Genomic DNA, 19,652 nt, shown 5'->3' on the forward strand with positions numbered 1-19,652 from the left:
CCTATCCGGTAGCCCTCGTCATCTCCGCCAGCTTGACCACCGTGTTCCAGTTGCGCGTCGTCGCGATCAAGCCCTTCGTCAGGCGTGGCTTCGACAGTGTCTCCGCCAGTTTCGAGCGGCCCAGGCCCTCCGTGGCGTACAGGTACAGCGCGCGGTCGCCGAGTCTGAACTCCTCGGGCAGGAACGCCTGTCGGTCGATCGACTCGAAGCGGTCGGCGGTCACCGGGTGCGAGAAGTACGTGACGTGCAGCTGCTTGCCCTCCAGCTCCACCGCCGGGAAGGGGCAGGCCTCTCGTACGGCCTCCAGGTAGGCGTGGTCGCGGACCAGGACATCCACCGTGAAGCCGAGGTGCTTCTCGATGGCGGCGGTGATGCCGGTGGCGAGGGACTCCTCGTCACCCGGGTCGGTGGTGAAGACCGCGTTGCCGCTCTGGAGATACGTGGCCACCCCCGCGTACCCCAGGCCCTCCAGCAGGGCCCGGAGTTCGGCCATCGGCACCTTCTTCTTGCCGCCCACATTGATGCCGCGCAGGAGCGCCGCGTACGTCGTCATGGGGTCACGATAAGGCGGCTCCGTCGCTGATGGCGGCCGCGCACCCTGAGTCGTGGCCCCGAGGGATGCGGATACGTGTAGGGGGTCGCTGTCCTCCCTGATGCCGAGACCGTGGCCTCCGAGGGGATGATTCCGGAGGTCCGAGGCTCACCGGGCAGCACGATGAGATGAGTTTATCCAGCTCATACCTTCGAAACGAAAGGTGGCGGCAGGGGGTCGCCACCGCTCACGAGGGGGCTTGCCCGTCATGGGGAACGGAGACGTACGGGTGCGGGGAATCGCCGCCCGGGCCGGCGGCTGGAGTGCCCGGCACCGATGGGCGGCCGTCGGCGTGTGGGTGCTGTTCGTCGTCCTCGCCATGGGGATCGGCTCGGCGGTGGGCCGGGCCGACGTCAAGGACAGCGACCAGCTGAAGGGCGAGACCAGTACGGCCGCCCACATCATCGAGGAGGCCGGGATCGAGGAACCGGCGAGCGAGACCGTCCTCGTCCAGGCGAAGAACAAGGGGCTCACGGCCACGGACCCCGAGTTCCGGGCCGCCGTGGACGCGGTCGTCGAGGCGGTCGACGGCACCGGCGAGGTCAAGGACGTCACCTCGCCGTACGTGACGAAGACCATCTCCAAGGACGGTCGCAGCGCTCTTGTGCAGTTCGATGTGAAGGGCGACGCGGAGACCGCCGGTGAGCGGATCGAGCCGGTGCTCAAGGCCGTCGAGGGGGTGCGGGACGACCACAAGACGCTGCGGATCGAGGAGATCGGCGGCGCCAGCATGAACAAGACGTTCGACGACGCCTTCGGGGACGACTTCCAGACGGCCGAGTTCTCCGCCGTACCGGTGGCCCTCGGCATTCTGCTGATCGCGTTCGGCGCGGTGGTGGCGGCGCTGCTGCCGGTGGCGCTGTCGATCACCGCGATCGCGGCGACGATGGGCCTGATGGGCATCGTCAGCCATCTGGTCCCGATGACCGACGCGGCCAACTCGGTGATGCTGCTGGTGGGGCTGGCCGTCGGTGTCGACTACTGCCTGTTCTATCTGCGCCGGGAGCGCGAGGAGCGGGCCGCGGGCCGGGACGCCGAGACGGCGCTGCGGATCGCCGCCGCGACCAGCGGCCGGGCGATCATCGTCTCCGGTGTGACCGTGTGCGTGGCGATGGCGGGCATGCTCTTCACCGGGCTCGCCGAGTTCGAGGCGATGGGCCTGGCCTCGCTGATGGTCGTGGCGGTCGCGATGGTCGGCTCGGTGACCGTGCTGCCCGCGCTGCTGTCGCTGTTGGGCAAGCGCGTGGAGAAGGGGCGGATACCGTTCCTGCACCCCGACAAGCGCCGCAAGAACGGCAACGGCCGTACCGCGGGCGGGGAAAGCCGGTTCTGGACCGGTGTCCTGCGGGTCGTGCTCGCCAGGCCCGCGGTCTCCCTCGTCGTCGCCTGTGGTGTGCTGCTGGCGATCGCGGCGCCCGCGCTCGGCATGAAGACGCAGAACCTCACCCTGGACCAGGAGTTCGGCGACTCGCTGCCGATCGTGCAGACGTACGACCGGGTCAACGAGGCCTTCCCGGGCGGCTCCGAGCCGGCCGAGGTGATCGTGAAGGCGAAGGACATCGACTCCGCCGAGGTCAAGGGCGCCCTCGCCGACTTCCGTGCGGAGGCGATCAGTTCGGGCGCCTCGCGCGGCCCGGTCGAGATCAAGGTGCACGACGCGCAGAACGTGGCGTTCGTGTATGTGCCGCTGGTGGGCGGCTCCGACCTGGACAGGGCCGGGGCGAGCCTGGACAAGCTGCGCGACGAGGTACGGCCGGCCACGCTCGGCAGGGTCGAGGGCGTCGAGGCGCCGATCACCGGGCAGGTCGCGGGCTCGAAGGACTTCAACGACCAGCTCGTCGGCTCGGTGACCCCGGTCTTCGCCTTCGTCGTGGTCTTCGCCTTCCTGCTGATGCTGCTGTCGTTCCGCTCCCTGACCATCGCGGTCACGTCGATCGTGCTGAACCTGCTGTCGGTCGGCGCCGCGTACGGCATCCTCGTCGCGGTCTTCCAGCACGGCTGGGGCGCCTCGCTGGTGGGCGCGGAGGGCGTCGGCGCCATCATCACCTGGCTGCCGCTGTTCCTCTTCGTCATCCTGTTCGGGCTGTCGATGGACTACCACGTGTTCGTGGTCTCGCGGATCCGTGAGGCGCGGCTGCGGGGTCGTACGACGAAGGACGCGATCCAGCACGGTGTGGTCACCACGGCCGGGGTCGTCACCAGCGCCGCCGTCATCATGGTCGCCGTGTTCGCGATCTTCGGGACGCTGTCCATGCAGTCCATGAAGCAGATGGGCGTGGGCCTCGCGGCCGCGGTCCTCATCGACGCGACCATCATCCGGGGTGTACTCCTCCCGGCGGTGATGGCCCTGCTCGGCGAGCGCAACTGGTACCTGCCGAAGTGGCTGAACCGCCTGCCGGACCTCACCCACGACGAGTCGCCGGAGCCGGAGCCGCTGCCTCATGAGGGTCGTACGGAGGAGACCGTACGGGTCTGAGCCGGGCTCTGGTGAGCACGCGGGTGGCCGGGGTGCGCGCGCACCCCGGCCACACTGCTGTCCCGCGTGGACGGCCCTCAGGCCGCCTTGGTCACGTCGTCGCGGTCGAAGGAGTCGATGGTGCGGGTGAAGTCCCGGGTCGACAGCAACAGTTTGTAGATGATGGCGAGTTCGAAGACGAGGAGCATGGCGCCGGAGACGACGGTCGCCTCGATCACCGTGTCGAGGAACGGGCCGATCATGAAGACGCCCATCTGGAACTCGATGCCGCTGATCAGATGCGGGCGGATGCGGTGGCGCAGGAGGAAGGAGCGGGCGCGCAGATAGGCGGGGAACTTCTGGCGGAACTCCTGGTGCAGGTCGACGACCTGGGCCTTCGGCGTATCGGCGGCGTCTTCCGTGGCCGTTCCGTCGGGGTTCTCAGGACCTTCGGAGTTCTCGGAGTACCCGGGGCGGTCGAGGTGATCGGGGCTGACAGCGGCGGCCTTCTCCAGGTCCTGCTCGATGTCGGCCTCGGGGTTGTCGCGCAGCAGGTCTTCCATGAAGGCGAGTTCGCGCGCGTTCTCGGCACGGCGGGCCGCCCTCACCCGGGCCTTGATCTGCTTCCGCATGGAGTGGCGGATCTTGAAGATCTCCAGGGAGTTGATGTACCGGAGGGTGTCCAGCCCGATGACGGCGGCGGCGAGCCAGATGTAGAGGGTGTCACCCGTGCGGTGGTACTGACCGGCCATCAGGGCCACCGCACAGGCCGCCACCCGGATGCGGTCGAACACGAAGTCCAGCCAGGCCCCGAACACGGAGCCCTGACCGGTGAGCCGGGCGACCTTGCCGTCCATGCAGTCGAGGATGAAGCTCAGGTGGTAGACGACGGCTCCGGCGACCAGCCAGCGCCAGTCACCCAGCGCGAAAAAGGCCGCCGAGACCAGGCCCAGCACAAAGGCACCCCAGGTCAGCTGGTTGGGCGTGATCCTCGTGTACTTCGCGGTGAGCCGCACGAGCGGTGTGGCCACCGGGTCCACGAGCAGCACGGTCCACCAGGCATCGCGCTTCTTCTGCGTGATGCGGCGCACCTCTGCGAGGTCGGGTATGTCTCGGCGCATGGGGTCAACTTCCTGGCGTTCGATGGGAGTTCAGGCCCAGCTTGGAAGTCGTTCATCCGAGGTACAAGAAGCGCCGAGCACAACCTTTGAAAGGGGGTAACGGTCGAACCATGTACCTGAGTCGACGACTCTGCCCCGAGGGGCGGGCGTTACCCGAGCGTTACTAAGTGATCTCGCCGTTACCCAAAATATGCCGGGACTTCACGATCAGAGTGCAACCGTCCCGCTTGCCTCGGTTTACTCGCTTTCCTCACGCTTCACCGTAGAGAGCTCCGCCTCGATCAGATCCGCCGCGCGTCGGGTGCCACCCTCCCCGGCCATCTCCCGCCGGATCGAATCGAGCCTTCGGGCCACCTCGGGATCCCCGACGAGGGCGAGGACCGCCTCGCGCAGTGTCCGCGCGTCCGCCTCCTCCATGGGTACGTGGCGGGCGACACCGAGCGATTGGAGCATGTCGGCGTTGCCGAACTGGTCGACCGCCTGCGGTACGGCGACCATCGGGGTGGCGGTGGCGAGGCCCTCCTGGCTGCCGCCGGCACCCGCGTGCGTGACGAAGGCGTCGGCCTGCCTGAGGATCGCCAGCTGCGGTACCCAGTCCCGCACTTCGATGCTGTCCGGGAGCGGCCCCAGCTCCGCCGGGTCGACGTGCTTGCCGACCTGGAGCACGGTGTGCCAGCCCGGCAGGTCGCCGAAGGCCTTGACGCACTCGCGGTAGAAGGCGGGGTGCTTGGTGAAGGCCGAGCCGAGCGACACGAGCAGCACCTTCTCGGCGCCGGCGGGCCGCCGCCACTCCCCCTGCGCCGCGCGGTCGCCCTGGCAGGCGCCGACGAAGGTGTGCACGGCCTCGTCGACCCGGTCGGCGTTCGGCTGGAGCGCCTTGGGGATGAGGACGAGGGAGCGGGCGGGGCGGCCGACGAAGGAGTCCGGGTCCGCGCCCACCCCGTTCTCGTCCAGCCAGGCCTGGAAGCGGGCGTAGTACGCCTGGCCGCGCTCGGTCTTCTTCGGCTCGGCCCACATCGGTTCGCCGACCTCTTCCTCATAGCCGTCCCAGGCGACGAGGTTCGGGGAGAGCGAGATGGCTTTGACGCCCCAGCGGTGGGCGAGGACGCGGGCCGGGTAGGAGGCGATGTCGTGGATCACGAGATCCGGCTCGTCGCCCTCGTACGCCTTGATCAGCTGCGGCAGGGCCTGGATCGCGTCGTCGAGGAAGGGCTCGACGTTGTCGAGGAGGGTGGTACCCCAGGCCTCGGGGTCGCCGTCGGGGCCGGGCAGCGTCGAGTGCCAGATCTTCGGCTCGGCGCCGGCCTCGGCGACCTTCTCGACGAAGGCCGGCGGGATGGCGTAGCTGACCCGGTACCCCCGGGCGACCAGTTCCCGGATCACTTCGAGGCTCGGGTTCACATGGCCGTGGACGGCGATGGAGAACATGGCGATGTGGGGAGGGTGGGTGGTCATGCGCCCCACGCTAAACGAGACGATACGTATCGTCCAATAATTTCGCCCCCGCACACCCTGCGCCGCGCCCACCTCTCACCGCTGATACCGCGCCAACACCAGATTCCCGTCCCCCACCAACCGCTCCCGCAACTCCGCCAGACCGATCGCCCCGCTGTAGAACTCCTGAAAGGCGGGCGTGGCGACCTTGTCCTTCCACTCCGGATAGCCGCGTACGGACTGCGCCGGCGCCGAGCGAAGGTGTTCGGCGAGGGCCGTGCCGGTCGCCCAGTCGTAATCGGCCGTACGCAGCGCGGGGTCCTTCAACGCCTCCGTGCCGGTCGGCAGCATCCAGTCGCCGAGGGCGAGGCGGACCATGTTCGCGGGCCGGAGCAGGAAGTCGATGAACTCGGCGGCCTCCTCCTTGTGCGCGCTGTCCTCCGCGATGGAGAGCGTCTGCGGGCTGACCCCCTGGGTGAGCCCCTCCGCCCCCGCCGGCGCGGGCAGCACCTGCCAGTCGAAACCCTTGGGCGCCTGCTGGACTATCTGCTGACGGTACGAGAAGCCGAGCGGCACCATCGCGTACTTGCCGCCGAAGAAACCGGGCAGCGTGTCCGAGCCCCCGCTGCCGAGCGTCGTGCCCGGCGCGCTCCGGTCGGTGTTCACCTCGGCGCGCACGGTCTCCGGCACCACCGCGTCGGCGTCCTCGAAGCGCACCTCGACCTTGCCGTCCGCACCCCGGTGGAACAGCTGACCGCCCGCCGACAACGACAGGTTGAGCGTCGCCGACACCGGCTCCTTCAGCGGCCAGGCGACCCCGTACGTGCCGTCGCCGCTCAACTCCTCGGCGACCTCCCGGAACTCCTCCCAGGTCCACGGCTTCTCGGTGGTCGGGACGCGCACACCGGACTCCCGCAGCCATTTCGCGTTGGCGATCAGGACCCTCGGCTCCTGGAGGAACGGCACCCCGAACACCCCGTCCCCGAACGTCGTCGTCTCCCAACTCCGCTGCGGGATGTCCGACTTCAGCCGCTCGGGCAGCAGCTCGCGCAGATCGGCGAGGTACCCGCCGTACGCGAAGTCCGCGAGGTCGTCCGAGGCGTCGTGGATGATGTCCGGCGCCTCACCGCCCTCGAAGGAGGTGAGCAGCTGGTCGTGAACGCTGTCCCAACTCCCCTGTACGTACTCGACCTCGACGTCCGGGTGAGTGGCGTTCCACTCCTTCACCAGCTCCTTGTTGACCGCGACGGACTCGTCCTGCCAGGCCAGGGACTGGAAGCGGAGGGTGATACGGCCGCGGTCGTCGTCGGATCCGCCGCCGTCGCCCGTACAGGCGCTCATCAGGAGGCACAGCACCAAGGCCGTCAGCCAGCGTGCGCGCATCAGCTTTTCACCGCCCCGGCGAGCATGCCGCCCGTGATCCGTTTCTGGATGATCGCGAAGACGACCAGCGAGGGGAGTGTGGCGAGGAAGGCCGCAGCCGCCAGCGGGCCGAGGTCCGCCACGCCCTCCGCGCCGATGAAGTGGGTGAGGACGACCGGCAGCGTCTGTTTCTCCGGCGTCTTGAGCAGCACGAGCGCGAAGAAGAACTCGTTCCAGGCCGTGATGAACGCGAACAGTGCCGTCGCCACGATGCCCGGCGCCAGCAGCGGCGCGATCACCGACACCAGCGTCCGCACCCTCCCCGCCCCGTCGACCGCCGCCGCCTCTTCCAACTCGGTCGGCACGGCCCTTACGTACCCGACGAGCATCCACAGCGCGAACGGCAGCGCCCACACCACGTACACCATGATCAGGCCGGGCACGGAGTCGATCAGGCGGAGGTTCTTCAGCACCAGGAACAGCGGGATGATCACCAGCACGAACGGGAACGCCTGGCTGACCACCACCCAGCCCGTCGCCGCCCGGGAGAGCAGTGTGCGGCGCCTGGCCATGACGTACGCCATCGGGGTGGCGATCAGTACGGCCACGACGGCCGCGCCGAGCGCCGCGACCAGCGAGTTGAGCGCGGCGTCGAGCAGCGGCTGCTCGTCGAAGGCCTGCCGGAAGTTGTCGAGGGTCGGGTTCTCAGGGATCCAGGTCGGATGCGGACTGCCCAGCTCACGGGGCGGTTTGAAGGCGATGGAGATCAGCCAGAGGAGGGGGAAGGCAAGGAAGACGAGATATCCGAGGAGGGCCGTGTACTGGCCGATCCGGGCCGCTCCGCTTGTCCTCACGCGTCCTCACCCCGCCTCAGCCGGCCGACCAGATGGAACGCGAGGATCACCGAGATCAGCGCGACCATCACACACCCCATCGCCGCCGCGTACCCGAACTGCCCGTAGCGGAAGGCCTCCTCGTAGGCGAAGAGCATGGGCAGGCGCGTACGGCCGCCCGGGCCTCCGTTCGTCAGGACGTAGACCAGGGCGAAGGAGTTGAAGTTCCAGATCAGGTTGAGCGCCGTGATCGCGAGGGCGATCGGCCTGAGGGCGGGCCAGGTGACCGTACGGAAGCGGCGCCAGGCGCCGGCGCCGTCCATCGCCGCCGCCTCGTGCAGCTCGCGCGGGGTGTTCTGCAGACCGGCGAGCAGGGCGACCGTGGTCTGGGGCATGCCCGCCCAGACACCGACCACGATGACCGCGGGCAGGGCGGTGGCCAGTCCGCTCAGCCAGTCCCGGCCGTCGCCGAGGCCCAGATCGCGCAGGCTCTCGTTGAGGATGCCCGCGTCCGGGTTGTAGACCAGCCGCCACATGATGCCGACGACCACCTCGGGCATCGCCCACGGGACGATGGCGAGGGCTCGTGCCAGCCAGCGCAGCCGTAATCGCTGGTCGAGGAGGACGGCGAGGCCCAGCGCGAGCAGGAACTGGGGCACGGTCACCCCGACCGCCCACAGCAGGCCGATCCGGAACGACTCCCAGAACAGCGTGTCGTGCAGCAGATCCCGGAAGTTGAGCGCGCCGATCCACTGCGTGGGCTCCGTCCGCCCCGCCTGTGCGTCGGTGAACGCCAGCGCGATCCCGTACAGCAGGGGTCCGACGCTCAGGGCCAGGATCGGGATGAGCGCCGGCAGCACCAGGAACCAGGCGCCGTGATCGACGAGGCGCCGCTCCCGGTCCGCCCCCGCGGCACGCCGCCTCTCCGGCCGCGGACGCTTCGCCGTCGCGGTACCGGTCCCGCTCCCGGTTCCGGTTCCGGTTCCGGTTCCGGTCGCCCATGTCATGCCATCGGCTCCTTATGTGGAAGTTCGAGTGGCTAGGGATGATCAGGAGGCTCTTGTACGGGTGCGGTCGACCGCGCGGCCTCCGTCATGGTCCTGAGGGCGTGCGGGGCCGTCAAGGCACCGCGCACCTCCCCCGACCTGTGCGAATGCGAGACTGGCCGACGTATGGCGTGAACACGACGTCCCGGTGGGGAGTGTCGGCGGCACGGACGCGGAGGCGATGGATGGACGAGGCACGGGCGCGGGACGTACTGGCCGCGGCGGGCGTGCTGCCCGGTGCGGCCGAGGGCGCGCGGCTGCTCGCGTTGGGCGAGAACGCGGTGTTCGCCGCCGGTGACCTGGTGGTCAGGGTGGGGCGCGACGCCGAACTCCTCGACCGGGCGCGCCGTGAACTGCGGATCGCCGCCTGGCTGGCCGAGGCGGGCGTACCCGCGGTGCGCGCGGCCGAGTCCGAGGCGCTGCTGGTGGAGGGACACCCGGTGACGGTGTGGCACCGGCTCCCCGATTCCGTACGCCCCGCCGGGCCCCGTGATTTGGCCGAACTGCTGCGGCTGGTCCATGCCCTGCCCTCCCCCGGTTTCGAACTGCCGCCCCGCGAGTTGCTGGGCGGTGTGGAACGCTGGCTGCGGCTCGCCGGTGACGCGATCGACCCGGCCGACGCGGACTGTCTGCGGGAGCGGCGCGACGGCTTCGCGGCGGCCGCGGCCGCGCTCGTCCCGCAGCTGCCGCCGGGGCCGATCCACGGGGACGCGCTGCCCCGCAATGTGCACATCGGGCCGGACGGTCCCGTGCTGGTCGACCTGGAGACCTTCTCCTTCGACCTGCGCGAGCACGACCTGGTGGTGATGGCTCTGTCCCGTGACCGGTACGGGTTGCCGGGTGCGGAGTACGAGGCGTTCGTGGGTGCGTACGGGTGGGACGTGCGGGAGTGGGAGGGTTGCTCGGTGCTGCGTGGGGCTCGGGAGACGGCTAGTTGTGCGTGGGTGGCACAGCATGCGCCGAGCAACCCGAAGGCGCGGGCCGAGTTCGAGCGGAGGGTGGCTTCGCTGCGGGACGGGGACGAGGCGGTGCGGTGGTATCCGTTCTGAGCCCTGCCGCTCCGCACCAGGCCCGGATCAGGCACCGCTCGCTGCCCTGAACAGCGGGGTCACGTGGCCCGGCGCTCACGGGGTGCCGCCGCGCCCACCCGTGCCGCCCTGGCGGCACGACTGCCCGCAGCTGAGACGGGCAGGCCGTCTGCCCCGCTCCGCGACGGACAGCCCGCAGCTACGACGGTCGGCTTCCCCGCGATACGCCTGCTCGCGAGCCGAGCCAGAGCAGGGTCAGCCGCAGGCCGAGCCAGAGCCCGGTCAGCGCTCAGACCGTCTTGTCCGCCAGTTCCCGCAGGGGCCACGAGCCGTCCACCACCGCTGTTTCGTCGCCCTTGCGGCGGAGGAAGTTTTGGAAGTCCGCCGCCCACTCGGCGTACCACTCGATCTGGCGGCGGTGCAGGTCCGCCGGGCCGAGGGCCGCGACCTTGGGGTGGCGGTGGGCTATCGCGCGGGCGAGGCGGGCCGCGGCCAGGGCGTCGGCCGTGGCGTCGTGGGCCGAGTCGAGGGCGACGCCGTACTCGGCGCAGACCGCTTCCAGGTTGCGCTTGCCCCGGCGGTAGCGGTCGACGGAGCGGTCGATCGTGTACGGGTCGATGACCGGAGCGGGGTCCAGGTCGCCGAGGCGTTCACGCAGGGACGGCAGGGAATGACGGCGCAACTCCGCCGAGAGCAGGGTGAGGTCGAAGGCCGCGTTGTACGCCACCACCGGGACGCCGGTCTTCCAGTACGAGACGAGGACGTCCGCGATCTCGTCGGCGACCTGGTCGGCCGGACTGCCCTCGGCGGTAGCGCGGGCGTTCGTGATGCCGTGCACAGCGACCGCGTCGGCCGGGATCTCCACGCCCGGATCGGCCAGCCACTCCCTGCGGCCGAGCGGCTCCCCGTCCTTGACCTCTATCACCGCGCCGGTGACGATGCGCGACTCGCGCGGGTCCGTCCCGGTCGTCTCCAGGTCGAAGCCGATCAGCAGCTGTCGGTGCCAACCCATGCTGGCCCCCCTTCTTGGTGGTGCTTTCCCCCAGTTGCCTCCACCATCCCATGTACCACTGACAATCCGAGGGCCGCATTCCGCTTGTCTGCTCGGAGGTGGTTCACGACACCGGCCGCGAATCCGCCCAAGCCACCTCGAACTCCTCGCGATACGTATCGAAAAGGCCCGTTTCGCCGTTCTCGTCCGCCTTGAGCACCCGGCTGCCGCCGCGCAGCACCAGCACCGGGGCCTCCATGCCGCGTGTCCGGCGCAGATAGGTCTGGACGACCGCTATGCCGTCCGAGCCGTCGCCGTCCACCAGGTAGGCCGTGAAGCGGGGCGTCTCGTCGAAGACCTGGATCTCGAAGGCGCCGGGGTCGCGCAGCTGGGCGCGCACCCGGCGCATATGCAGGATGTTCATCTCCACGGCGCGGCTCAACTCACCCCGCTTGATGCCGAGTTCGCGCTCACGTCGCTTCACCGCGCTGGACGCCGGGTTGAGGAACAGCAGCCGGACCCGGCACCCCGACTCGGCGAGCCGCACCAGCCGTCGCCCCGAGAAGTTCTGCACCAGCAGGTTCAGTCCTATGCCGATGACGTCCAGGCGGCGGGCCCCACCGAAGAGGTCCTCGGCGGGGAACTGGCGCAGCAGCCGGACCCGGTCGGGGTGGACGCCCACGACGTCCGCGTACCGTTCGCCGACCAGGTCCTCGACCGCGTCGACGGGCAGCCGGCGGGCGGAGGGCACGTCGCTGCCCGCGCCGAGGATCTCCAGCAGCTTCGCCGAGGCGCGCTCGGCCTGGGCGAGGACGGCCTCGGACAGGGCCCGGTTGCGGGAGACGACGTTCCGGGTGACCTCCAGCTCGTCCAGGGCCAGCTCCACGTCGCGCCGCTCGTCGACGTACGGCTCGAAGCAGGGCCAGTGCTGCACCATCAGTTCACGCAGCTGGGGCAGAGTGAGGAAGCTGAGGGTGTTGTCGTCGGCCGGGTCGAGCAGATAGCCCTTGCGGCGGCTGACCTCGCGTACCGCGACGGCGCGCTGCACCCACTCCTGGCCGGCGGGTCCGGCGGCGGCGACCACCCAGTCGTCGCCGTGGACGGGTTCGTAGATGGGACGCAGTACGGCGGCCACCACGGCGCGCAGCCGCTGCTCCACGAGGTTCAGCCAGATGTAGGCCCGGCCGGCCCGCTGGGCGCGCGTACGCACTTCGAGCCAGGCGTCGGCGTTCCAGTCCAGTTCCGGGCCGATGGATCCCCGCTCCATCGGCCGTGCCAGGGACACCGCGCCGGGTGGGACATCTGTGGAGTTCCCCTCGTGACCCGCATCACCCGCGTCACCAGGAGGCAACTCCAGCCCTCCCGAGCCCACCCACGCACCGCCTTCCGCTCCCCCGAGCCGAGCCCTACTCAACGATCAAGGAAGGGTACTCCGCGAGCGGGTGGCGGTGCAGCCGGATGGACAGGTCGTTTCTCAACCCCCTTGCAGCACACGACGGTTCCGCCAAACGGGGCCGCCGGGCGTGAGCGGATTCATAACCAGTGGGCGTCGCCGACCCCCTCAGACCGTTCGAACGGCCTGTCGACCGATCGCCATGGGCTAGGTGGTTCCCTCACTTTGGGGGAGACTCCCCCTCGGAGTCGGCCCCGGCGGCGCACCACAACTGGAAGAGTCGTATCCATGCAGGTCTGGCCTGGACAGGCGTATCCGCTCGGCGCCACGTACGACGGCGCCGGTACCAACTTCGCGGTCTTCTCGGAGGCCGCGCACCGCATCGAGCTCTGTCTGCTGCACGACGACGGCTCGGAGACAGCGGTGGAGCTGCGCGAGACGGACGCGTTCGTACGGCACGCGTATCTGCCCGGGGTGATGCCGGGGCAGCGGTACGGCTTCCGCGTGCACGGCCCGTACGCACCGGAGCGCGGACTGCGCTGCAACTCCGCGAAGCTGCTCCTCGATCCGTACGCGCGTGCGATCAGCGGCTCGGTGAAGTGGGGCGAGGAGGTGTACGGCTATCACTTCGGCTCGCCCGAGAGACGCAACGACCTGGACTCGGCGCCGCACACCATGAGCTCGGTGGTCGTGAACCCCTACTTCGACTGGGGCGACGACCGGCGGCCGCGCACCGAGTACCACCACACGGTGATCTACGAGGCCCATGTGAAGGGCCTGACGATGCGCCACCCGGCGCTTCCCGAGGAGCTGCGCGGTACGTACGCGGCGCTCGCCCACCCCGCGATCATCGACCATCTGACCTCGCTGGGCGTCACCGCGCTGGAGCTGATGCCCGTACACCAGTTCGTGAACGACCACCGTCTGGTGGACATGGGCCTCGCCAACTACTGGGGGTACAACACCATCGGCTTCTTCGCCCCGCACAACGCGTACGCCTCCTGGGGCGACCGGGGACAGCAGGTGCTGGAGTTCAAGTCGGCGGTCCGGGCGCTGCACGAGGCCGGCATCGAGGTCATCCTGGACGTCGTCTACAACCACACGGCGGAGGGCAACCACCTGGGGCCCACGCTGTCCTTCCGGGGCATCGACAATCCGTCGTACTACCGGCTCACGGGCGATCGCCGTTACTACATGGACACGACCGGCACCGGCAACTCCCTGCTCATGCGGTCCCCGCACGTGCTCCAGCTGATCATGGACTCGCTGCGCTACTGGGTCACGGAGATGCACGTCGACGGCTTCCGCTTCGACCTCGCGGCGACCCTGGCCCGGCAGTTCCACGAGGTGGACCGGCTGTCGTCGTTCTTCGACCTGGTCCAGCAGGACCCGGTGGTCTCCCAGGTGAAGCTGATCGCCGAGCCCTGGGACGTCGGCGAGGGCGGCTACCAGGTGGGCAACTTCCCGCCGCTGTGGACCGAGTGGAACGGCATGTACCGCGACACGGTACGGGACCTGTGGCGGGGTGAGCCGCGTACGCTCGCCGAGTTCGCGTCCCGGCTGACCGGTTCCTCCGACCTCTACCAGGACGACGGGCGCCGCCCGCTGGCCTCCATCAACTTCGTGACCTGCCACGACGGCTTCACGATGCACGACCTCGTCGCCTACAACGACAAGCACAACCACGCCAACGGCGAGGACAACCGCGACGGCGAGAGCCACAACCGGTCCTGGAACTGCGGTGCCGAGGGCGACACCGACGACCCGGAGATCCGGGCGCTGCGCGTCCGCCAGATGCGGAATTTCATCGCCACGCTGATGCTGTCCCAGGGCGTGCCGATGCTCAGCCACGGCGACGAGTTCGCGCGCACACAACGCGGCAACAACAACGCGTACTGCCAGGACAACGAGGTGTCGTGGGTGCCGTGGCCCCAGGAGGGCGAGGAAGGGCACGAGCTGTGGGACTTCACGCGGGCGATGGTGTGGCTGCGGAAGGACCATCCGGTCTTCCGGCGGCGGCGCTTCTTCCACGGGCGGCCGGTGGAGGGGACGCATGACGAGCTGTCCGACATCGCCTGGTTCACACCGCAGGGGCGGGAGATGACCCAGCGGGACTGGGATTCGGCGCAGGCCGGTGCGCTGTCCGTCTTTCTCAACGGGAACGCGATCTCCGAGCCGGGCCCTCGGGGGGAGCGGATCACCGACGACTCCTTCCTGCTGATGGTGAACGCGTCGGCGAAGGAGTTGGAGTTCGTGGTGCCGGTCAATCATGGGCGGTTGTGGCAGGTGGTGGTGGATACGGCCCGGGAGGACGCGGTGCCGGAGGACGGTCCGAAGGTGGGGGCCGGGGAGCGGATGACTTTGGTGGACCGGAGTCTGGTCGTGCTGCAGCGGCCTGTGTGAGCTCTGAGCTGCTCGCCGTGGGGGCTGCGGTGATGTGCCGACTGCGGGAGGTACGTGGCTGATCGCGCCCCCGCGGCGGAGCCACACATCGGCACGGCCCCGCGCCCCTGAAAGCGATGGCGCCGCCTTGCGTGTCCAGGCACTCGGAGCGCCGCTGGGCGGGTACGTACGTCTCCATGACACCTGAGCCCACCGAACCGGTGCCTACCGCCACCTATCGGCTTCAGCTTCAGCCCTCCTTCCCCTTCTCCGCCGCGGAGGCGGCCGTCCCGTACCTCGCCTCCCTCGGGGTCTCGCACCTCCATCTCTCCCCCGTGCTGGAGGCCGTGCCCGGGTCCGCGCACGGATACGACGTCGTCGATCACGCGCGGGTGCGGGACGAACTGGGGGGTGAGGAAGGCTTGCGTGCGCTGGCGCGGGCGGCGCGGGCGCGGGGGGTCGGGCTGGTCGTGGACATCGTGCCGAACCACATGGCGATGGCTCCGCGGCACAACCGTGCCCTGTGGGAGGTGCTGCGGGCGGGGCCCGGGTCGCCGTACGCGCGGTGGTTCGACATCGACTGGGACGCGGGGGGCGGGCGGGTGCTGCTGCCGGTGCTCGGCGGGCCCCTCGGGGACGAGGTCGGGCGGTTCGTGGTCGAGGGGAGTGAGCTGCGGTACTACGACCATGTGTTCCCGCTCCGGGAAGGCACCGAGAAGCTGCCGCTGCCGCAGCTGCTGGACGCGCAGTGGTACCGCCTGACCTGGTGGCGGCTGGCCCGTACCGAGTTGAACTATCGGCGGTTCTTCAGCATCTCCGAGCTGATCGGGGTACGCGTGGAGGAGCCGGAGGTGTTCGACGCGACGCACGCCAAGATTCTTCAGCTGCTCGACGAGGGCGTCGTGCAGGGGCTGCGCATCGACCATCCCGACGGGCTCGCCGATCCCGACGCCTACCTGCGGCGGCTGCACGAGGCGACCGAGGGGCGCTGGACGGTCGTCGAGAAGATCCTGGCGGAGGGTGAGCCGCTGCCGGCGGCCTGGCCCGTCGCGGGCACCACCGGGTACGACGCGCTGCGGCACATCGACGGGCTGTTCATCGATCCGGCGGGGGCGGGCGAACTCCTCGGGCAGTACCGCCGGTTCACGGACGCGCAGCCCGACCGGGGCGGCCACTGGGAGGCGACGGTACGGCGGGCCGCGTACCGGGTGCTCACGCATGAGCTGGCCACCGAGGTCGACCGGCTGACGCGGGTCGCGCGCCGGCTGTGCGACGGCTCCCCGGAGCTCGCGCTGCGCGACCACGCGCCGTGGGCGCTGCGCACCGCGCTGGGCGAGCTGCTCGTACGCCTGGAGGTGTACCGGCCGTACGCCTCCCAGGACGCCTCCCTCGTCGTCACCGAGGAGGCGGCCGCCGAGGCGCGGACGGCGTTCGCGGTGCCCGAGGAGGCGCGGGCCGTGGACACCGTGCGGGATCTGGTGCTGGGGCGGTTCGGGGACGGGCCGGAGCAGGTGGAGTTCCGGGCGCGGTTCGCCCAGACCTCGTCGGCGCTGCGGGCGAAGTCGGTGGAGGACACCGCGTTCTACCGGTATGTGCCGCTGCTGTCGGCCAACGAGGTGGGCGGGAACCCAGGGAGCCCGGCCGTGTCGCCCGACGACTTCCACGCGTACTGCGCGCGCGTGCAGCGCGACTGGCCGGCGACGGGGACGGTGCTGTCGACGCACGACACCAAGCGCAGCGCCGATGTGCGGGCGGCGATCTCGGTGCTCGCGCAGTGCCCGGAGCGGTGGGCGGACGCTCTGGCCGAGGTGACCCGGGAGGGTGCGGATGCGGGGGTGCCGGACGCGCAGGTGGCGTGGGCCGCCTGGCAGACGGCGTTCGGGCTGGGACCTGCGGCCGGAGAGCGGCTTCGGGATGCGCTGCTCAAGCATGTGCGGGAGGCGGGGCTGCACACCTCCTGGACGGAGCGGAACCCGGCGTACGAGGAGGCGGTGGGTGAGTTCGTCGCGCGGGGGCCGGCGGTCGGCGTGCGGGTGACGGAGGGGCTGCGGGGCGCTCTGGAGCCGCATGTGCGGGCGAATGCGCTCGGTGCGGCTCTTGTGCAGTTGACGATGCCGGGGGTGCCGGATGTGTACCAGGGCACGGAGGACGAGTATCTGGCGTTGGTGGACCCGGACAATCGGGCGCCCTTCGTGCCGGTCGGGCGGGGCTCGGAGAAGGCGCGGATCACGGCGGCGGCGCTGGGGCTGCGGCGGCGGCGTCCGGATGTGTTCGGGGAGTCGGCGACGTATGCGCCGTTGGTGGCCGAGGGGGTCGGGGCAGGGCACTGTGTGGCCTTTGTGCGCTCCGGGGAGGTGATCACCGCGGTCACTCGGTTGTCGTTGCGATTGGTGGAGGCGGGGGGGTGGGGGGATACGGGGTTGGCTCTGCCGGTGGGGCGGTGGGGTGATGTGCTCGCGGAGGGGCGGGAGTTCGAGGGGTGGGTGCGGGTGGAGGAGCTCTTCGGGGGTTTGCCGGTGGTGTTGCTGGAGCGGGTCGGGGGGACGTGACGGTCGGTCCGGGTGGCTTTTCTCGCCCCCGCCGCCCCTACCCGTCCCATCCCCCAGGGGCTGCCGCCCCTTCGACCCCGACTGCGCATGAGAGCTCGGGGGGTGCGGGTGATTTGGCGAGTGCGGGGTCGTCGTGGTTGCTCGCGCGGTTCCCGGCGCCCCTGGAAAGACCGGGCTGCGCCCTGGCCTTTCAGGGCTTGGGGAACTGCGCGACCAGCCCCCACCGTCCCGCGGCCGAACGACCCACCGTGGACACCGTCATTCCCGATGCAACGGCACGGCGGCCTCCGAACTCCACTCCGGCTCACTCGAACGGGAGTCCGCGCACGGGCGGTGGCGCCCGGCCGCCAGCTCGAACGCGGTGCGGACGACGCGCGACTGGTACTCCGCCTGGCGCACGACGGGGATCCAGCGTGCGCGGTAGCCGTCGCGGTAGTCGGCGCACCACTCGTCGATGAGCCGGTCGAGCTCGGGCAGCGCGTCCGCCGGATCCCGCCCGGTGTGGGTGACGAGTTGGTGCAGCAGCCCGGCCGTGCGCAGTGCGACGCGGCGGGCCGAGAGGGCGAGGGCGGTCAGCCGGGCGATGTCGAGCGGGGGCAGGGAGCGGGTGTCGCCGTCGTGGACGTCGGGGTCCCAGGAGTCGGCGAGGCCGGGGCCGACCAGTAAATAGTCGTCGACCGGGGCCAGCAGGCGGGCCGCGTCCGGGTCGCCGCCCGCCCTGGGGCGCACGCGCGCGAGGATGGACTCCAGCAGCCGGGTGTCGCGGCGCAGCGTACGGCTGACGACACGCAGTACGGCGTCGGCGTCGGCGGGCGGGGAGGCGTCCTCCACGGCCGTCACGCCCCACATGGGGGCCTCGACGACGGCGGTCACCGTGCCGTAGTCGTGCGGGTGGTACCAGGTCGACTCGACGGCGGCCTCGGTGATGGCGGCGGCCAGGTCGCCCGGGCGCGGGGGCGGGATGCGGTAGACGGCGGGGCCGAGGCGGGGCCAGTACAGGGTGTCGTACGGGCCGAGTTCGCGGGGTATGCCGAGGCGGGCGGCGGTGCGGGCGACGTCGTCGGCGAGGCCGGGCAGATCGCGGGTGAGCTCGACGAAGGCACCGCCGACGTCGACACCGTGCAGCGAGCACTGGAAGAAGGGCCGCAGTTCGTCCTGGAGGTCGAGCAGGGTGCGGGTCTCCGGCAGGGCGGCCCCGTCGGCGCCGTCGGGCAGCCATTCGGGCTGTTCGAGGAAGCCCGGGCGGAAGAAGTGCCGGAAGTAGTGACCGAGGGTGTACGGGCCGGACAGCCAGCCCTCGTTGTGGCGGGAGCCGTCGGGGTCGAGGCAGAGCAGCAGGTTCCAGGTGGCGTCGGCGTCCTCGCCGTGGCGGGGGTCGGCCAGGGCCCGTTCGGCGAGGCGGAGGACGGTGGCGCCGCCCACGGGTTCGTTGGCGTGCGGGCCGGCGACTATCAGCGCGTGGCGGCTGCCGTGGCCGACGGAGAGCAGCCACATCGGGGTGCCGGCCCGTGAGGTGCCGACGCGGCGGAGCCGGGCGTGGTGGGGATGTCGGGCGACGAGTGCGGCGGCTCGGGCGGCCAGCTCGTCCACGGTCGGGTAGCGGAGGAGTGGCGGCAGGGGGCACACCTCCACGATGCGGCGTCGTCGGTTCACCTGGTGTGCATGGTGTACGCACAGTCAGTCATGGCCGAGAAGGTACGTCAACACCTCGGAACCGAAGGCGAGTTGAGAAACTCGCTGCGTAAATCCCAGGCCAGAGCTTTGCGGTGGCTTCGCCGCGGCTCACTCCGAGGCGAGACGGAACGCCATGCGGCCGAAACTCACCTGGTCCCCGTCGCGGACGACGGCCGCGCCGATCACGCGCCGACCGTTGACGGTGGTGCCGTTGGTGGAGCCGAGGTCGCGCAGGATCCACATGCCGCCCTGCCGGGTGAGTTCGGCGTGGACGCGGGAGACCGTCTCGTGGGTGAGTCTGAGTCCGCTCGCGGGGTCGCGGCCGATGCGCAGGGAGTGGCCGCTCGCCGGGTGCGGCAGCTGGAGCCTGGGGAGCCGCTCGGCCTGCCAGGCCCGGCGCAGCTTCACCCCGAAGCCGGAGACCGCCCCGACGGTGCCGAGCACCAGCCGGGTCCAGCGCTTCTCGGTGGGCAGATCGGCGATGAGCGCCGCGAGTTCGTCGGAGCGGCGGGCGGTGAGCGCCAGTTCCATGCGCCGGACGAACGTGTCGTGCGACAGCCGGCCCAGCGCGACGCCGTCACTGAGAGCCTTCAGCGCGCGGTCGCGCTCCGCGTCGGACAGCCGCGCGGGGTAGGTGTGGAACTCGAAAGACGACGTCACGCTGGTGATTGTCGGTCAGCCGGGCCGGAGTGTCCAGAAGACCCGGAAACGGTGACCGTCTGCGGACAGTACGACGGGCGGCCCGGACGTCGGCCGGTGCGACGCGCACGGCAAAAGCGCCGATCCGAGAGC

At 70.5% G+C, this 19,652-nt stretch carries 14 protein-coding genes; 4 read left to right on the forward strand and 10 right to left on the reverse strand.

Translation table 11 applies throughout. The annotated features are described in order from the left end of the window. Position 1: 1 nt before the first annotated feature. Positions 2 to 553 carry a DUF1697 domain-containing protein gene (locus tag SGFS_RS16255; protein ID WP_286251007.1) on the reverse strand — a complete coding sequence of 184 codons (552 nt, stop codon included), beginning with the start codon at positions 551 to 553 and terminating at the stop codon, positions 2 to 4. A 247-nt stretch (positions 554 to 800) separates the two neighbouring features. Here SGFS_RS16255 and SGFS_RS16260 point away from each other — a divergent pair, with 247 nt between their 5' ends. Then, positions 801 to 3,068 carry an MMPL family transporter gene (locus SGFS_RS16260; RefSeq protein WP_286251008.1) on the forward strand — a complete coding sequence of 756 codons (2,268 nt, stop codon included), beginning with the start codon at positions 801 to 803 and terminating at the stop codon, positions 3,066 to 3,068. Between the two features lie 77 nt (positions 3,069 to 3,145). Here the strand turns inward: SGFS_RS16260 and SGFS_RS16265 are convergent, their stop codons facing one another. The 5 genes from SGFS_RS16265 to SGFS_RS16285 form a co-directional block, all read right to left on the reverse strand. Next, positions 3,146 to 4,168: a CDP-alcohol phosphatidyltransferase family protein gene (locus tag SGFS_RS16265; protein WP_286251010.1), complete on the reverse strand. Its 1,023-nt coding sequence runs from the start codon at positions 4,166 to 4,168 to the stop codon at positions 3,146 to 3,148. Positions 4,169 to 4,405: 237 nt separating this feature from the next. Further along, positions 4,406 to 5,623: a macrolide-inactivating glycosyltransferase gene (gene mgt / locus SGFS_RS16270; RefSeq protein WP_286251011.1), complete on the reverse strand. Its 1,218-nt coding sequence runs from the start codon at positions 5,621 to 5,623 to the stop codon at positions 4,406 to 4,408. Between the two features lie 75 nt (positions 5,624 to 5,698). Further along, the gene (locus SGFS_RS16275; RefSeq protein ID WP_286251012.1) at positions 5,699 to 6,985 is read right to left on the reverse strand and encodes an ABC transporter substrate-binding protein; all 1,287 of its coding nucleotides are present in this window, start codon (positions 6,983 to 6,985) and stop codon (positions 5,699 to 5,701) included. Further along, a complete protein-coding gene (locus tag SGFS_RS16280; RefSeq protein WP_286251013.1) occupies positions 6,985 to 7,818 on the reverse strand; it encodes a carbohydrate ABC transporter permease in 834 nt (277 codons plus the stop codon). The genes SGFS_RS16275 and SGFS_RS16280 overlap by 1 nt, the downstream gene beginning before the upstream one ends. Then, positions 7,815 to 8,804, reverse strand: a complete 990-nt coding sequence (locus tag SGFS_RS16285) for a carbohydrate ABC transporter permease (RefSeq protein WP_286251014.1) — start codon at positions 8,802 to 8,804, stop codon at positions 7,815 to 7,817. Before SGFS_RS16285 ends, SGFS_RS16280 begins: the two co-directional genes overlap by 4 nt. Before the next feature lie 224 nt (positions 8,805 to 9,028). Here SGFS_RS16285 and SGFS_RS16290 point away from each other — a divergent pair, with 224 nt between their 5' ends. Next, complete coding sequence (locus tag SGFS_RS16290; protein ID WP_286251015.1) at positions 9,029 to 9,892, forward strand: phosphotransferase enzyme family protein; 864 nt, start codon at positions 9,029 to 9,031, stop codon at positions 9,890 to 9,892. A gap of 268 nt (positions 9,893 to 10,160) precedes the next feature. On the opposite strand, the gene SGFS_RS16295 is transcribed toward SGFS_RS16290, so the two are convergent. Continuing rightward, positions 10,161 to 10,883 carry a 3'-5' exonuclease gene (locus SGFS_RS16295; protein ID WP_286251016.1) on the reverse strand — a complete coding sequence of 241 codons (723 nt, stop codon included), beginning with the start codon at positions 10,881 to 10,883 and terminating at the stop codon, positions 10,161 to 10,163. Positions 10,884 to 10,986: 103 nt separating this feature from the next. Next, positions 10,987 to 12,234, reverse strand: a complete 1,248-nt coding sequence (locus SGFS_RS16300) for an SAV2148 family HEPN domain-containing protein (protein WP_286251017.1) — start codon at positions 12,232 to 12,234, stop codon at positions 10,987 to 10,989. A 309-nt stretch (positions 12,235 to 12,543) separates the two neighbouring features. On the opposite strand from SGFS_RS16300, the gene glgX reads away from it, so the two are divergent. Further along, positions 12,544 to 14,658 (forward strand): glycogen debranching protein GlgX, encoded by a 2,115-nt coding sequence (glgX, locus tag SGFS_RS16305; protein ID WP_286251018.1) that lies wholly within the window; start codon positions 12,544 to 12,546, stop codon positions 14,656 to 14,658. A 176-nt stretch (positions 14,659 to 14,834) separates the two neighbouring features. Continuing rightward, the gene (gene treY / locus SGFS_RS16310; protein WP_286251019.1) at positions 14,835 to 17,186 is read left to right on the forward strand and encodes a malto-oligosyltrehalose synthase; all 2,352 of its coding nucleotides are present in this window, start codon (positions 14,835 to 14,837) and stop codon (positions 17,184 to 17,186) included. A gap of 258 nt (positions 17,187 to 17,444) precedes the next feature. On the opposite strand, the gene SGFS_RS16315 is transcribed toward treY, so the two are convergent. Beyond that, complete coding sequence (locus SGFS_RS16315) at positions 17,445 to 18,776, reverse strand: M14 family zinc carboxypeptidase (protein WP_434028202.1); 1,332 nt, start codon at positions 18,774 to 18,776, stop codon at positions 17,445 to 17,447. A 192-nt stretch (positions 18,777 to 18,968) separates the two neighbouring features. Next, the gene (locus SGFS_RS16320; RefSeq protein ID WP_286251021.1) at positions 18,969 to 19,520 is read right to left on the reverse strand and encodes a DUF1707 and FHA domain-containing protein; all 552 of its coding nucleotides are present in this window, start codon (positions 19,518 to 19,520) and stop codon (positions 18,969 to 18,971) included. Between the last annotated feature and the right edge of the window lie 132 nt (positions 19,521 to 19,652).

Source organism: Streptomyces graminofaciens, from assembly GCF_030294945.1.
Lineage (GTDB): Bacteria > Actinomycetota > Actinomycetes > Streptomycetales > Streptomycetaceae > Streptomyces > Streptomyces graminofaciens.

Coding starts and splice junctions, on each gene's coding strand:
- treY (WP_286251019.1), top strand. CDS start 14,835: ATGACACCTGAGCCCACCGAACCGGTGCCTACCGCCACCTATCGGCTT.
- SGFS_RS16285 (WP_286251014.1), bottom strand. CDS start 8,804: ATGACATGGGCGACCGGAACCGGAACCGGAACCGGAACCGGGAGCGGG.
- SGFS_RS16295 (WP_286251016.1), bottom strand. CDS start 10,883: ATGGGTTGGCACCGACAGCTGCTGATCGGCTTCGACCTGGAGACGACC.
- SGFS_RS16260 (WP_286251008.1), top strand. CDS start 801: ATGGGGAACGGAGACGTACGGGTGCGGGGAATCGCCGCCCGGGCCGGC.
- glgX (WP_286251018.1), top strand. CDS start 12,544: ATGCAGGTCTGGCCTGGACAGGCGTATCCGCTCGGCGCCACGTACGAC.
- SGFS_RS16290 (WP_286251015.1), top strand. CDS start 9,029: ATGGACGAGGCACGGGCGCGGGACGTACTGGCCGCGGCGGGCGTGCTG.
- SGFS_RS16255 (WP_286251007.1), bottom strand. CDS start 553: ATGACGACGTACGCGGCGCTCCTGCGCGGCATCAATGTGGGCGGCAAG.
- SGFS_RS16265 (WP_286251010.1), bottom strand. CDS start 4,168: ATGCGCCGAGACATACCCGACCTCGCAGAGGTGCGCCGCATCACGCAG.
- mgt (WP_286251011.1), bottom strand. CDS start 5,623: ATGACCACCCACCCTCCCCACATCGCCATGTTCTCCATCGCCGTCCAC.
- SGFS_RS16275 (WP_286251012.1), bottom strand. CDS start 6,985: ATGCGCGCACGCTGGCTGACGGCCTTGGTGCTGTGCCTCCTGATGAGC.